Source organism: Kitasatospora sp. NPDC056446 (assembly GCF_042796115.1).
Lineage (GTDB): Bacteria > Actinomycetota > Actinomycetes > Streptomycetales > Streptomycetaceae > Kitasatospora.
In genome coordinates this window covers 80860-94452 of record NZ_JBHTRF010000020.1, presented here as the reverse complement: position 1 = coordinate 94452, position 13593 = coordinate 80860, and the positions used below count along the sequence as shown (strand labels likewise).

11 protein-coding genes are annotated in these 13593 nt (G+C 74.8%); 8 read left to right on the top strand and 3 right to left on the bottom strand.

What is annotated here, in order from left to right:
- Positions 1 to 34: 34 nt before the first annotated feature.
- The 3 genes from ACFQ6N_RS15330 to ACFQ6N_RS15320 all read left to right on the top strand — a co-directional run bounded on the left by ACFQ6N_RS15330 (position 35) and on the right by ACFQ6N_RS15320 (position 4232).
- Positions 35 to 1258: a benzoate/H(+) symporter BenE family transporter gene (locus ACFQ6N_RS15330; RefSeq protein ID WP_380649418.1), complete on the top strand. Its 1224-nt coding sequence runs from the start codon at positions 35 to 37 to the stop codon at positions 1256 to 1258.
- A gap of 304 nt (positions 1259 to 1562) precedes the next feature.
- The gene (locus tag ACFQ6N_RS15325) at positions 1563 to 2741 is read left to right on the top strand and encodes a M64 family metallopeptidase (RefSeq protein WP_380649417.1); all 1179 of its coding nucleotides are present in this window, start codon (positions 1563 to 1565) and stop codon (positions 2739 to 2741) included.
- Between the two features lie 165 nt (positions 2742 to 2906).
- Complete coding sequence (locus tag ACFQ6N_RS15320; RefSeq protein WP_380649444.1) at positions 2907 to 4232, top strand: nitrate/nitrite transporter; 1326 nt, start codon at positions 2907 to 2909, stop codon at positions 4230 to 4232.
- A 9-nt stretch (positions 4233 to 4241) separates the two neighbouring features.
- Here ACFQ6N_RS15320 and ACFQ6N_RS15315 read toward each other — a convergent pair whose 3' ends face one another.
- Together ACFQ6N_RS15315 and ACFQ6N_RS15310 are read right to left on the bottom strand one after the other, a co-directional pair.
- Positions 4242 to 4985, bottom strand: a complete 744-nt coding sequence (locus ACFQ6N_RS15315) for a Bro-N domain-containing protein (protein ID WP_380649443.1) — start codon at positions 4983 to 4985, stop codon at positions 4242 to 4244.
- A 251-nt stretch (positions 4986 to 5236) separates the two neighbouring features.
- Complete coding sequence (locus tag ACFQ6N_RS15310) at positions 5237 to 6058, bottom strand: maleylpyruvate isomerase family mycothiol-dependent enzyme (RefSeq protein ID WP_380649416.1); 822 nt, start codon at positions 6056 to 6058, stop codon at positions 5237 to 5239.
- Positions 6059 to 6231: 173 nt separating this feature from the next.
- Between ACFQ6N_RS15310 and ACFQ6N_RS15305 the strand changes: the two genes are divergently transcribed.
- From ACFQ6N_RS15305 to ACFQ6N_RS15295, 3 genes are all read left to right on the top strand, one after another.
- Positions 6232 to 7029, top strand: a complete 798-nt coding sequence (locus ACFQ6N_RS15305) for a carbon-nitrogen family hydrolase (RefSeq protein ID WP_380649415.1) — start codon at positions 6232 to 6234, stop codon at positions 7027 to 7029.
- Positions 7030 to 7166: 137 nt separating this feature from the next.
- Entirely contained in the window at positions 7167 to 8198 is a 1032-nt protein-coding gene (locus tag ACFQ6N_RS15300) for a GntR family transcriptional regulator (protein WP_380649414.1), read from the top strand.
- Positions 8199 to 8310: 112 nt separating this feature from the next.
- The gene (locus tag ACFQ6N_RS15295; protein ID WP_380649412.1) at positions 8311 to 8958 is read left to right on the top strand and encodes a hypothetical protein; all 648 of its coding nucleotides are present in this window, start codon (positions 8311 to 8313) and stop codon (positions 8956 to 8958) included.
- 32 nt (positions 8959 to 8990) lie between these two features.
- Here ACFQ6N_RS15295 and ACFQ6N_RS15290 read toward each other — a convergent pair whose 3' ends face one another.
- Complete coding sequence (locus tag ACFQ6N_RS15290; protein WP_380649411.1) at positions 8991 to 9776, bottom strand: SLATT domain-containing protein; 786 nt, start codon at positions 9774 to 9776, stop codon at positions 8991 to 8993.
- A 367-nt stretch (positions 9777 to 10143) separates the two neighbouring features.
- On the opposite strand from ACFQ6N_RS15290, the gene purD reads away from it, so the two are divergent.
- Both purD and ACFQ6N_RS15280 read left to right on the top strand, forming a co-directional pair.
- Positions 10144 to 11391, top strand: coding sequence for a phosphoribosylamine--glycine ligase (purD, locus tag ACFQ6N_RS15285; protein ID WP_380649409.1), 1248 nt, complete (start codon positions 10144 to 10146; stop codon positions 11389 to 11391).
- Positions 11392 to 11914: 523 nt separating this feature from the next.
- A complete protein-coding gene (locus tag ACFQ6N_RS15280) occupies positions 11915 to 13498 on the top strand; it encodes a hypothetical protein (protein WP_380649408.1) in 1584 nt (527 codons plus the stop codon).
- Positions 13499 to 13593 lie beyond the last annotated feature (95 nt).

Sequence of the window (13593 nt, the reverse complement as noted above, 5' to 3'; positions counted from 1 at the left end):
GGCTTCTTCCGACGGGCTTCGGGATACTGCCGGGATGACTGATGAGCTGACGATCCGACCGGAGAAGGCGGCGGTCGGAAGCAGGGAACGCCGGTCGCTGCGACGGGACGTGTCGGGGCCCGCGCTGCTGGCCGGACTGGTGTGCGTCGCGGTGTCCTTCTCGGGCCCGCTGGTGGTGGTGCTCGCGGCGGCGGCCGCCGGACGACTGGACGCCGCGCACACCGCCTCCTGGATCTGGGCGGTGGCGATCGGCAGCGGGGTGAGCGGCTTCGCCCTGAGCTGGTGGACCAGGACGCCGGTGATCACCGCCTGGTCCACCCCGGGGGCCGCGCTGCTGGTGACCAGCCTCGGCGACTACCCCTACCGGGAGGCGGTCGGGGCGTTCCTGGTGAGCGCCGTGGTGGTGACGCTCTTCGGGGTGACCGGCTGGTTCGGCCGGCTGATCGGGGCGGTGCCGGTGGGGATCGTGAACGCGATGCTCGCGGGCATCCTGTTCTCCTTCGGCGCCGGGATCTTCGGCGCGGTGCACAGCGCACCGGTGCTGGTGGTGGGCAGCTTCACGGCCTTCCTGCTGGCCAAGCGCTTCGCGCCGATGTACGCCGTACCGGCCGCGCTGGTGGCCGGCGGGGTGCTGGCGGCGCTCACCGTCGGCCTGTCGCCGCACTCGGGAGCGGGCGGGCCGACCGTGCCGGTGCTGACGGTGCCGGCGTTCTCCGGGCCGGCCCTGGTGGGGCTGGCGCTGCCGCTCACGATCGTCGCGCTGGCCTCCCAGAACGCCCCGGGCCTCGGCGTGATGCGGGCCTTCGGCTACCGGGCGGACGACCGGCTGCTGATCGGCTCGACCGGCGCGGTGTCGTTGCTGATGGCGCCGTTCGGCTCGCCCGGGGTGAACCTCGCGGCGATCACGGCGGCGATCTGCTCGGGCCCGGAGGCCCATCCGGACCCGCGCCGCCGGTACGTCGCCGGGATGTCCTCCGGGGTGCTGTACGTCCTGGTGGGCAGCTTCGGCGGGGTGCTGGTGGGCCTGTTCACCGGGCTGCCGAAGGAGCTCATCGCGGTGATCGCCGGGGTGGCGCTGCTGGCCGCGCTGCAGGGCAGCCTGGCGGCGGCGGTCGCGGAGGAGCGCGGGCGGGACGCGGCGGTGGTGACCTTCCTGGCGAGCGCCTCGGGGATGAGCCTGTTCGGGATCGGTTCGGCGTTCTGGGGGTTGCTGTTCGGGCTGGGCACCCACCTGGTGCTGGGCTTCCGGAAGCGGTGAGCCGGACGGCGGTGAGCCGGGGTGAGCCGGGGTGAGCCGGGGGTCGGGGAGCCGGGGCCGGTCGGGCCGTGGCCCGGTGGGGCTGACCGGGAACTGGTTGGTATGACCGGTACAGATGGGAGGATGTGGATCGTTCGGCCAGGTCGGTGACATTTGCGCCCCCCGGTGGGGGCGACACGCCGGTCCGGGTACGTCTCCGCTCCACCACCCGGGCGACGCCGGGTGACCGGAGCCCCGAGGACGCACCCGTATGCCGCCTGGCAACCCTGGCCGTCTCGTTCGGAGTCTGGCCGCGCTCGTGCTGGTGTCCACCGCCCTGCTGCCCGCCGCCCTGGAGCTGGTCGGCCCCTCGCCGTTCGGCGTGATCGGGCCGGGGGCCCCGGCCGACCGGGCGGTGCCGCCGCACACCGCGCTCCGCGCCGACCAGCGGATATCCGGGGCCGCCCCGACCGTCGACATACGCCGGACCGGGGACCCGGCCAACCGGATCACCCTGGTCCTGCTCGGCGACGGCTACACGGCCGGCGAACAGGACCTGTTCCGGCAGCAGGCCGACAAGGCCTGGCACGCGCTGATGGACATCGAGCCCTTCCGCACCTACCAGGGCTTCTTCAACATACGGCGGGTCGACGTGGTCTCCCAGGCCTCCGGCATAGCCGAGACCGAGAGCCGCGGCCGCAACCCGGCCACCCCGCTCGGCATGCACTTCTGGTGCGAGGGCACCGCCCGGCTGCTCTGCGCCGACGAGGCCGCCACCGCCCGGTACGCGGGGGGCGGCGCCGGGCCGCAGTACCTGATCGCGCTGGCCAACTCCACCGAGTACGGCGGCGCCGGCGGCACCGGGGTGACCACCCTGGCGGGCGGCAGCCAGGACGCCGGGCGGATCATCCAGCACGAGATCGGGCACACCGTGGGGGACCTCGGCGACGAGTACGACAGCGCCCCGGACGACGCCGACTACCCGAACCTCTCCACCCTCAACGCCGACGACATGCGCCGGAAGCAGGCCAAGTGGTGGCGCTGGCTGGGAGCCGAGTCCCCGGACGGCGCCGGGATCGTCGGGGCGTACCGCAGCGCCAACGGGCTCTACCGGCCCACCCCGGACTCGGTCATGCGCACCCTGGGCAGCGCGTACAACCTGCCCTCGCGCGAGGCGATCGTCGAGGAGCTGTACCGCAAGGTCCGCCCGACCGACGCCCCGCTCCCGGCGCCCGGGGAGGTGGCCGGCCGGCCCCGGCTCGACGTGCGTCCGCTGCCGCTGACCGGCCCGCGCCGACTGAAGGTGGAGTGGAAGGTGGACGGCGTCCCGGTGACGCCGCAGTCCGCCGACGCGTCCTGGCTGGACACGGCACAGCTGGACCTGCCCCCGGGCCGGCCGGCCACCGTGACGGCGACCGTCCGGGACACCACCGACTGGGTGCGGGACGAGGCCTTCCGGGACCGCTTCATGACCCGGTCGGTGTCCTGGACGCTGACCGGCTGAGGTGGGAGGCCCGGGGCCGGGGGTCGGGGGCACACCGGCGGATCCGAGGGCCCGGGGGCCCGCGGCTTCGCACCCGAGCGACCGAACCCCACCCTGGGCGTCCAATCATGGGATGACTAATCTGGTCGCACTATGACCGTGGAGCCAGCCAAGTCAGCCCTGCCCCTGTCCGCCTCAGCTCCCGTGCCCGCCGCCGTGCCCGCCGCCGCGTCCGTCGCCGCACACCCGGCGCCGCCCGGCGGTCGTGCGGCCTGGCTGGCCTGGTCCGTCGGCGTCAGCGTCTACATCCTGGCCGTCATCCACCGCACCAGCCTCGGCGTGGCCGGCCTGGACGCCGCCGACCGCTTCGGCATCGGCGCCTCGGCGCTCTCCACCTTCTCGATCCTCCAGGTACTGGTCTACGCGGCCATGCAGATACCGGTCGGCCTGCTGGTCGACCGGTTCGGGCCGCGCAGGGTGCTGCTGCTCGGGGTCGTGCTGCTGAGCACCGGCCAGCTGGCCTTCGCGTTCAGCTCCTCCTTCGCCCCCGCACTGGCCTCCCGGGCCGTGCTCGGCTGCGGCGACGCGATGACCTTCATCAGCGTGCTGCGGATCGCCGCCCGCTGGTTCCCGGCGGCCCGCAACCCCTTCGTCGCCCAGCTCACCGGCCTGGCCGGGATGGGCGGCAACCTGGTCACCACCGTGGTGCTGGCACAGGCCCTGCACAGCGAGGGCTGGACGCCCACCTTCGCCGCGATCGCGCTGCTCGGGGTCGCGGTGTTCGCCCTGGTCGCGCTGTTCCTCCGGGAGGCCCCGGCCGCACCCGTACGGCCCGTCGAGCCGCCTGGCGGGCGGGCGGCCCGGCCGACGCTGCGCCGGCAGGTCCTGGACTGCTGGCAGGAACCGGGCACCCGGCTCGGCCTCTGGGTGCACTTCACCACCCAGTTCCCCGGCAACGCCTTCGGCCTGCTCTGGGGCCTGCCCTACCTGGTCGAGGCACAGGGCATGTCCCGGGCCGGGGCCGGCGGGCTGCTCACCCTGCTGGTCCTCAGCAACATGGCCTTCGCGTTCCTCTTCGGCCGACTGCTCTCCCGCACCGCGCGCGCCCGGATGCCGATCGTGCTCACCGCCATCGCCGCCACCGCGCTCGGCTGGGCGCTGGTGCTGGCCTGGCCCGGCGGGCACCCGCCGGCCTGGCTGCTGGTCGGGATCATCCTCGTGATGGGCAGCAACGGCCCGGCCTCGCTGGTCGGCCTGGACTACGCCCGCTCCTGCAACCCCGGGGAGCGGCTCGGCACCGCCTCCGGGATCGTCAACATGGGCGGCTTCATCGGCACGATGATCACCCTGTTCGGCATCGGCGTGCTGCTCGACGCCCTCTCCCCGGACGGCGCCGGAGCCTACTCGGCCGACGCCTTCCGCTGGGCGTTCTGCTGGCAGTACGTCCCGCTGGCCGTCGGCGCGGCGATGATCCTCCGGCTGCGGCGCAAGCTCACGGTGGCGCAGCCGTAGCCTCTCGGGTCAGCCCCCGTACTCGCGCATCAGCTCGGCGATCTGCGGTGCGGTTCCGTGGATCCGGGCTCCGTGCAGCTCCACGGTCAGGGTCCCTTGCGCGGGCACTCGGGCGGGTCCGGGTTTCGCCGCTTTCCGCAGGCGGATCAGGTCCACCAGCTTGAGCCTCGGGCAGCCCGGGACGATCCGGCTGCCCCGGATGCCGACCCGCTCCCCGCCCGGGCAGGCGAAGTAGGCGCCGAACGGGGGACCGCTGTCCTCCTCCCGGCCCGGCAGGTGGAGGACCATCTCCCCGTGCCGGCAGTGCACCGTCCCGTCCGAGTGGACGGTCAGGCCGGGCCAGTCCTCGTGTTCGATCTCCGCGACGATCCGCACCTGCTGCCCGATCGCCTCGGCCAGGGTCTCCGCCATCCGCCGCTGCTGGGTCGGGACGTCGGTGTCCCCTCGGCGGACGGAGGGCAGGAGGTCGCGGGTGACCCACTTCTGGAAGGGGCGCGCAGCAGGCTTCTTCGACCTCATGATGAGGAGGTAGAGCCCTGCCTCATTGACGAGGTTGAGGAAGGGATTTCCGCGGACGAGTCCATTCCCACCTGCGGAAACACGGTATGCCTCACTTGAAGTGAGGCATACCGAGCGCATATCGACGGTCCTTGTGTCCTCGGGCGTCACGATCTTGCTGGCCCAGCTCGGGTTGCTCCGGTGAAGTACCGCGCAGACATCGATGGTCGCGAACCACGGCTCCCCGTCGATCATCACGACCCGGATCGGCTGCCCCGTGACGGGGAAGCTCGACCGCACCAGCACCATCTGTTCCCGCTGTTCCTGTTCGTCGTCCATGGGGACGTCCCTCCTTCTTCCGGGTGATGGCAGGACCGACCGGAACAACGAGGCCGAACAGGTGAGGTGGCTGGTGCTGTGTTGACGTGTGGACGCACGAGTGGTGCCGACCCGGCGTGCGTCGGTGTGTGTACGCCGGGTGGTGCGTGCCGGTGGTGCGCGCCGGGTCAGATGGTGACCGAGAAGTTGGCCAGGACCCGTTCGGCCAGCTCCTTGTCGCCCTCGACGGTCACCGGGCCGGGCCGGCCGCGGCCGCAGGCGAGCCGGAGGTAGGTCTCCCAGTCCATGGTGAGCTGGACGTCGGGGGCCAGGCTGATCGACTCGTCCACGGTGCAGCGGCCGGTGGAGTCCACCCGGACGGTGCGCAGGAACTCCACCGGGCCGGTGACGTCCAGGACCAGGGCCGTCCCCGCCGGGACGCCCGCCTTGTTGGCGACGGCCTTGGGCAGCAGCTCCAGCAGGAGGTCCCGGGTGATCAGGGCGGCCGGGGCGTCGAGGTTGCCGGGGGCTTCCAGGGCCCGGCGCAGGTCCTGCTCGTGCACCCAGACGTCGAAGGCCCGCATCCGCAGCAGCTCGTGGTACGGGACGTCCCGGGCGAGCGGCCCGGCCGGCCAGCGGACCGGCGACTCGGGCGTCTGCTTGGCGTTCCGCAGCGCCCGGGAGCGGCGGATGATCGTGTAGTCCAGTTCGCCGGTCATCTCCAGCGCGGTGTGGCAGCGGCGCTTGTCGACCGGCAGTTCGACGTAGCGGGCGAACTCGGTGGTGACGTGACGGAGGTCACGCGGCAGTGAGTGGATCGGGCGGGGGTCGCCGAGCAGCTCGGACTCGACGGCGATGACGTGCGAGACGATGTCCCGGACGGACCAGCCGGGGCACTCGGTGGCCCGGTTCCAGGAGCCCTCGGGGAGGGGGGCGACCAGCTCCGATATGGACTCGATGCTCTGGGTCCACGCCTCCGTGTAAGCCTGCACGGTCTGGTTGTCCGTCACGGGAATCTCCGGCCCTCCGTCAGCTTCCTTGCCGTCCGCGCCCTGCCGTCACCGCCGGCCGGGATGGTCCGGCTTCCGGGCGCACACGCTAACCGCACGTTACGCTGCCGGGAGACAGCTGGGCAGCGCTTTCGGGTGACGATCGTAGGTCTCTTGCCGTGGACGGTGGTACTGTGCGCGCTTCATTGATCCAACTCGCGGTCTCCGACGCCGAGCCGCCGGCCGAGCGACGGGCCCGGGCGGCGGCGCTGGTGCGGGCGCAGCAGGGCGCCGACCTGGTGGTGCTGCCGGAGCTGTGGCCGCTCGGCGGCTTCGCCTACGACCTCTGGTCGGACGGCGCGGAGACGTTGGACGGGCCGACCTCGGACGCGATGGCGGCCGCGGCCCGGGCTGCCGGGGTCTGGCTGCACGCCGGTTCGATCGTCGAACGCGATCCGGACGGGCCGATCTACAACACCTCGATGCTGTTCGCCCCGGACGGCGAGCTGGTGCACACCTACCGCAAGATCCACCGCTTCGGCTTCGACAGCGGCGAGGCGGTGGTGATGGGCGCCGGGCAGGAGATCGTCGCCGCGCCGACCGAGTTCGGGACGCTGGGCCTGGCCACCTGCTACGACCTGCGCTTCCCGGAGCTGTTCCGGGCGCTGCTGGACGCGGGCGCGCAGCTGCTGGTGGTCCCGGCGGCCTGGCCGGCCCGGCGGCGGGAGCACTGGACGCTGCTGGCCCGGGCGCGGGCGGTGGAGGAGCAGGCGTTCGTGCTGGCCTGCAACACCGCCGGGACGCACGCGGGGGTCGAGCAGGCCGGGCACAGCATCGTGGTGGACCCGTGGGGCCGGGTGCTGGCCGAGGCGGGGCCGGGCGAGCAGGTGCTGACGGTGGAGTTCGACCCGGCGGAGGTGGCCCGGGCGCGTGAGGAGTTCCCGGTGCTGCGGGACCGCCTGCTGGGGATCCCGGCGCCGGTCCAGCGCTGAGCCGGACCCGGCGTCCGGCGTTGCGGGAGGGTTGGTTCGTACCTGGACCCGGCGGGTTTGAGAAGATGAGCACTCGTCGTGTTCCCGCCGGTCCGTCGAAGGCCGGCCCGGTAGGCCCGCCCGAGGAGGTCGCGCCCATGCCTGGCGACGGCGCAGGCGACACCCCCCGCCCCGTCATCCACCGCAACAGCCTGCGCGAACAGATCGCCGGCGCGTTGCGCGAGGAGATGATGGCCGGCCGGCTGGAGGCCGGCCGCAACTTCACCGTCAAGGAGATCGCCGACCTGTACGGCGTCTCCGCGACCCCGGCCCGCGAGGCCCTGGTCGACCTCGGCGCGCAGGGACTGCTGCGCGCCGAGCACCACCGCGGCTTCACGGTGCCCGAGCTGTGCTGGGACGACTTCCTGGAGATCTTCGAGTCCCGGGTGCTGCTCACCGACAGTTTCCACCGCCAGTTCTCCACCCGCCGCGCCCTGCCCGACCTCAGCCGGCTGCCCTCGCTGCACCGCCGGGCCGACGCGGCCGTGCGGGCCGCCCGGGCCGGGAACCTGGACGTGATGGTGGGCTGCGACCGCCGGTTCTGGCAGGAGGTCGCCGGACTGCTCGGCAACCGCCGGATCGCCGACTACCTGGACTGGCTGCGGGTGCAGTCCTGGATGTTCGCCGCCCCCTACCTGCGGGAGCTGCCCAGCCTGGCCGGGGTCTGCTGGGACCGCCACCCGGACCTGGTCGGGGCGATCGAGGCGCACGACCTGGCCGGCGCGCACCGGATCATCTGCGAGTACGACCTGTACACCGCCCGGCTGCTGGCCGGGTTGGCCGGGCAGCCGCTGGAGTCGGTGACGGTCCTGGGGCTGCTCGCCGAGAGCACCGGCGCGGAGCCGCCGCCCGTCCCGGCCGGATCGCCGGGCCCCGCCGGGCCGTCGGCCGCCGGGTCCTCGCCCGAGCCGCCGCCGGGCCCGCCCGCCGAGCCCGCCGCGGCCCGCGGCGAACGGCTGCCGCGCGGCGCCGAGGTCGGCCGTGAGCTCGGCCGCGAGCTGGGACTGGGCCTCGGCCTGGTGCCGCAGCCGCGCTCGGTGCCGTACGGCAGGTTCGGCCGGCGGCTGCCCCCGCAGCCCCCCGAGGCCCCGAGGGGACGGTCCGACCCGCACTCGGCCCCGGGCCGGTAGGGTGGCGGGCGTCGCACCGGGCGCCCCGCGAAAGGGCCGTCCGGGTACCGACCCCCCGTCGTCGTCCCGTCCCCTCGGGCGATCCCCCACCGTCCGGAGAGGAACTGCCGGCATGGCCTGCGACCTCTGGCTCGTCCCGCTGGTGGACGTGCTGAGCCACAGCCCCGACAACCCCTTCCGGGACGACCTCGCCCGCTACAACGCGGTGTTGGCCTCCCGCGGGTTGCCCGAGGTGCCGGTGTACGAGTTCGTCCCGGGCATCAGCGGCCCGGTCGAGCCGATAGCCGCCTTCGACTACGACTCGCTGCACTTCCTGCGCCGCGCCTTCCTGTTGGGCCTCACCGGACTGGACATCACCCCGGTCGACGCGCTCGGCGGCGACTACGAGCAGCTGCTGGAGATGTTCGAGAGCAGCGCCGAACAGTCGCACCTGGTCTGGCACTTCGACCACGCCGGCGCGTACGTGCCGGTCGAGTTCGCGGTGCCGCTGGTGGACGACGCGCTGCTCGCCTCCGGCGGGCCGCTCGGCTCCAGCCACGGACTGCTGCGCGAACTCCAGGCGGTGGCACCGGCGCTGGGCATCGACCCGCTCAACCCGCCGGACCCGACCCGGCCGCTCGGCCCGACCGGCCTGGAGCAGCCCTTCGGGCCGCCGATCGACGACGTGCACCCCTTCGCCCGGGAGCGGCACGCCTGGTCGGGCCTGTACGCGGCGGCGACCAGGAGCGTCACCCAGGGCTCGATGATCGTCTTCGCGTAGGACGCGCCCCGGGGCGGCGCGACCGGCGGGCCTCAGCGCAGCGGGCCCTCCGGCGGCCGCTGGCGCGGCATCGTGGGCCGGGTGCCCGGCGGCGGCAGCACCCGCACCTGGGCGCCCACACCCGGCTCGGAGCGCCCGCCCCAGCTCCCGGGGGTCTGGGTGGGCAGCTGGGTCATCGAGGCCCGGAACTCCAGCATCCACTCCGAGGTCTCGGTGCGGACCATGTCGGAGACGTCCTCGCAGAACCGGCGCAGGACGCCCAGGCAGCGTTCGGCGGCCTCGCCCGCGGTGCCCTCGGTCGGGCCGAGCACCTCGCGCACGCACTCCGACGCCCAGTCGAACTGGAAGGCCTCCAGCCGTCGTTGCAGGGCCTGCCCGGTGGAGACGTCCCGCATCCAGCCGGAGGTGAGGCCGAAGGCCCGGTCGGCGCCGTGGCAGGCGGCGGCGAGGGCCAGGCCGACGTAGCCCCAGGCGGTGCCGTGCGCGAAGCCGCCGGCCAGGTCGACCAGCGGCGCGGTCACCCCGGCCACCGCGAAGCCGGCCGTGCCGAACCGCAGCAGGCGTGCCCAGCGGCGCTTCCAGACCCGGTCCCGGCGGTACCACTCGATCGCCTCGACCGCCCGCTCCTCGGACCAGCGGTAGAGCTCCTCCAGCCGCTCGGCCGGCTCGCCCCAGTCCCCGAGCGGGAACTGTCGGGTGCTCAGATCGGCCCGGCCGCGGGTGGCGGCCCGTCGGACGACGGCGGTGGCGGGCGGGTCCTCCTCACCGATCTCCTTGCCCCAGGCACTCTCCTCGGGCTGCATTTCCGGCTGGCTCACCTGTGGGGCTCCCTGTGGCGGGCGGGCGGCATGGTCTGTCGGCGCATCGACTGACACGACGTCTGCCGGTGGTTGTCCAACAGCACTTCTTACCGCCAAATGGCTGACCGTGGGGGAGCTTCCCGGTTGATCGTTACCGGTTTCGGCCATCGGAACCCGAGGTGAGCGGGTTGCGGGGGGCGGCGAGATTTCACCCGTCCGAGCGAGGTCCCGGTGACCCGCGGTCGTGACCCGGGCACCCACGGCCCCTCCGACCCCTCCGGGCTTGGAGGATCCTCCTGGACCGTGGGCGTACGGAGCTGTTCTCCTGGAGGATCGGACGGGACCGGAGAGCGGCCGGAACAGGCCACCGACTACGCTGCCAGGCGTGAAGGTCCTCGTCATCGGCGGCGGCGCCCGCGAACACGCCCTGTGCCGCTCTCTGTCCCAAGATCCCGCCGTGACCGAGCTGCACTGTGCCCCGGGCAATGCCGGGATCGCACAGGTGGCGACGGTCCACCCGGTCGACCAGCTGGACGGTGCCTCGGTCACCGCCCTCGCCGAGCGGCTCGACGCCTCCCTGGTGGTGGTCGGCCCGGAGGCACCGCTGGTCGCCGGCGTCGCCGACGCCGTGCGCGCGGCCGGCATCCCGGTGTTCGGCCCGTCCGGCGCGGCCGCGCAGCTGGAAGGCTCCAAGGCCTTCGCCAAGGACGTGATGGCCGGGGCCGGTGTCCCCACCGCCCGTTCCTACGTCTGCACCACCGCGGCCGAGGCCGCCGAGGCGCTGGACGCCTTCGGCGCCCCGTACGTGGTCAAGGACGACGGCCTGGCCGCCGGCAAGGGCGTGGTGGTCACCTCCGACCGCGCGGCCGCGCTGGAGCACGCCGCCTCCTGCGACCGGGTGGTCATCGAGGAGTACCTGGACGGCCCCGAGGTCTCGCTGTTCGCGATCACCGACGGCACCACCGTCGTCCCGCTGCAGCCCGCGCAGGACTTCAAGCGCGCGCTGGACGGCGACGAGGGCCCCAACACCGGCGGCATGGGTGCCTACTCGCCGCTGCCGTGGGCGCCCGCCGGGCTGGTCGAGGAGGTCCTGGAGACCGTCCTGCAGCCCACCGTGGACGAGCTGCGCCGCCGCGGCACCGAGTTCTCCGGCCTGCTGTACGCGGGCCTGGCGCTGACCTCGCGCGGCACCCGGGTGATCGAGTTCAACGCCCGCTTCGGCGACCCGGAGACCCAGGTCGTGCTGGCCCGGCTGCGCACCCCGCTGGCCGGCGTGCTGCTGGCCGCCGCCAACGGCACCCTGGACCAGCTGGAGCCGCTGCGCTGGGACGAGGGCGCGGCCGTCACCGTGGTCGTCGCCTCCGAGGGCTACCCGGCCGCGCCGCGCACCGGCGACCCGATCGAGGGCCTGGCCGAGGCCGAGGCGGACGGCACCGCGTTCGTGCTGCACGCCGGGACGAGGGCGGGCGAGGACGGCGAGGTGCTGAGCGCCGGCGGCCGGGTCCTGTCGGTCACCGCGACCGGCGCCGACCTGGCCGAGGCGCGCGGGCACGCGTACGAGGCGGTGCGGCGGATCTCGCTCAAGGGCGGCCAGCACCGTACCGACATCGCGCTGAAGGCGGCCACCGCGTAGGGAAGTTCGGCCCCGTCGAGGGCGCTGCGGGCCGTGGGGACCAACCCCCATGGCCGCAGCGCCCTCGGCGTTTCGGGTCCGGAGCGGTTCCGGGGGCGGACGCACCGTTCGGTCGCCGGATTCCAGCCCATCGGGTGACAGCACCCGCATCCGGCTGACGTAACCACGTGCCCGGCCTTATGGTGCGCTGGATCGCAGCGCGCGGGGCCCGTGCGCGGGGGCGCCGCCGGGTAGCGGTGCTGCCGCGGGGGGATGCTGGACGGCGTCCGGCCCGGCGGTCGACGGGTGCTTCGCACCGGACCGGTCGCGGACGTCCGGAATCCGGGCGGTGTCACCGGGACGAGTGGAAACCGGGGCGATCCGGAACGACCACCCGGACCGGGGCGTCGAAGATGGCAGTAGCGCCACGCAGCATGCACTACCGGGATCGGACACCTCCGCTTCCCGGTCGGAACTGATCGTTTCGAGTCGGCTCAGGGCCCGTAGCCGGGTCCCGAGGGCTCCGAAGGGGGTGCCGCACCGTATGGCCGCTGTCGACACCGCGCGCGCTCACGCCCAAGCGGTCCTGCGGGTCCGGGGCCTCGCCCGGGCCGCCGCCGTCCTGCCCGCCGCCGTCGCGGTGGTCCTGCTCGCGGGCCGGTTCACCGGCCGGATCGGCGCGCCCGGCGCCGCCGACGCGGCCGGGTGGGACGTCGCCCGCTGGACGGTCTGCGCGGTCGCCGCGCTGACCCTGCTGGTCGCCGGGCTGACCGCCCGCGCCCTGCGCCGCGCCGAACCGCCCCGGACCCCGGCCGTCCCGCTGGCCCGCGCCGAGGCCCCCGAGCTGTACCGGCTGATCGACGAGCTCGCCGACCGGCTGGAGGTCCCGGCACCCTCCGTGGTCGCCCTCACCCCGGACTGCGACAGCTGGCTGGAGGACGTCCCGCCGGCCCGGCGGCCGGCCCCGCTGCGGCCGCACCCCGGGGAACCCGGCCCGGTGCTGGTCATCGGCTCGCCGTTCCTCTGGTGGATGCGGGCCGGCGAGCTGCGGGCCCTGCTCGCCCCGGTGGTGGCCGGCACCGCCGCCTCCGCCGACCCGGAGATCGCCGCCGCCCGCCGCTTCCTGCGCAGCCTGGACGCCTGCCTGGACTCCGGGCAGGGCGCGGCCCCCGGTCTCGGCGGCGGCACCCTGGCCGCCCCGCCCCGGCCGCCCCGGCGCGGCCCGGCCGGGCTCGCCGACCGGATCACCCGCCGGATCGCCCGCCGACTGCTCGGCGCCTGCCGGGGCCACTCCGCCGAGCTGGAGCGCTCGGTCGCGAGCTGGGCCTCCGAGCAGGCCAGGACGGTCGACTACGGCCTGCGGATCGCCGCCCAGGAGCAGGTCGGCCTCGCCTACGCCGGCTGGGACCGGCTGCTCACCCGGGTCGCGCTGCCCGCCTGGCGGCTCGGCCGCCACCCCGCCCACCTGAACGCCGGCGTGGTCGCCGCCCTGACCGAGCTGTCCCGCCGCGACCGGCTGGCCGACGGCTACGGCAGCCGGCTCGGCGACCGCCCCGCCTGCGACCTGCTGGAGGACCCGGGCGCCGTCGACCGGGCGGTCTCCCGGCTCGCCGCCGAACTCTTCTTCGGCCGCCCCGCGGCCGGCGCCTGGCACGAGCTGGAGTGGGCCGACTACCCGGCCGAGGCGGTGGACGCCGGCTGGCGGGCCGGCGCCGTCGCGCTGCAGGCCGCCCTGGACCGGCTCGCCCCGCAGTCCCGCCCCGGCGCCCCCACCCTCACCAGGCTGCTGGTCCGGCTCGCCGAGGGCGACGGCGAGCGGCTGGCCGCCGCCCTGGCCGCCCAGCTGGCCCGCACCACCGCCCCGGCCCCGCTGCTCGAACCCGACCGCACCGGCCGCGACCTGCTGGTCGACCACGTCACCGCGATGGTCTGCTGCGCGGCCGTGGACACCGCCGGCGGCGCCCCCGGCCTGGACTGGCTGGACGGCCCGGTGCTGCTGCTCGGCGGGGTCCGCCGCACCGACCTGGCCGGGCCGGTCGCCCAGGCCGTCGAGCAGGGCCAGGACGGCCCGCTGCGCGCCTGGCTGGACGCCGCCGACGTCCGACTGGAGAAACCCGTCCGGCTGTGACGGGTGGGACGGCGCTCGACGCCCCCGCACGCGCCCCCGGGCCCGGCCGGCCGCCGCCCGTCGCCGCAGGCCGGAGGCCCTGCCCGGACGACCCG

Bases quoted from the DNA above. Each gene is read 5' to 3' on its own strand.
- ACFQ6N_RS15330 (WP_380649418.1), top strand. From the start codon at position 35: ATGACTGATGAGCTGACGATCCGACCGGAGAAGGCGGCGGTCGGAAGC.
- ACFQ6N_RS15315 (WP_380649443.1), bottom strand. From the start codon at position 4,985: ATGATCGACGGGGAGCCGTGGTTCGCGACCATCGATGTCTGCGCGGTA.
- ACFQ6N_RS15300 (WP_380649414.1), top strand. From the start codon at position 7,167: ATGCCTGGCGACGGCGCAGGCGACACCCCCCGCCCCGTCATCCACCGC.
- ACFQ6N_RS15295 (WP_380649412.1), top strand. From the start codon at position 8,311: ATGGCCTGCGACCTCTGGCTCGTCCCGCTGGTGGACGTGCTGAGCCAC.
- ACFQ6N_RS15280 (WP_380649408.1), top strand. From the start codon at position 11,915: ATGGCCGCTGTCGACACCGCGCGCGCTCACGCCCAAGCGGTCCTGCGG.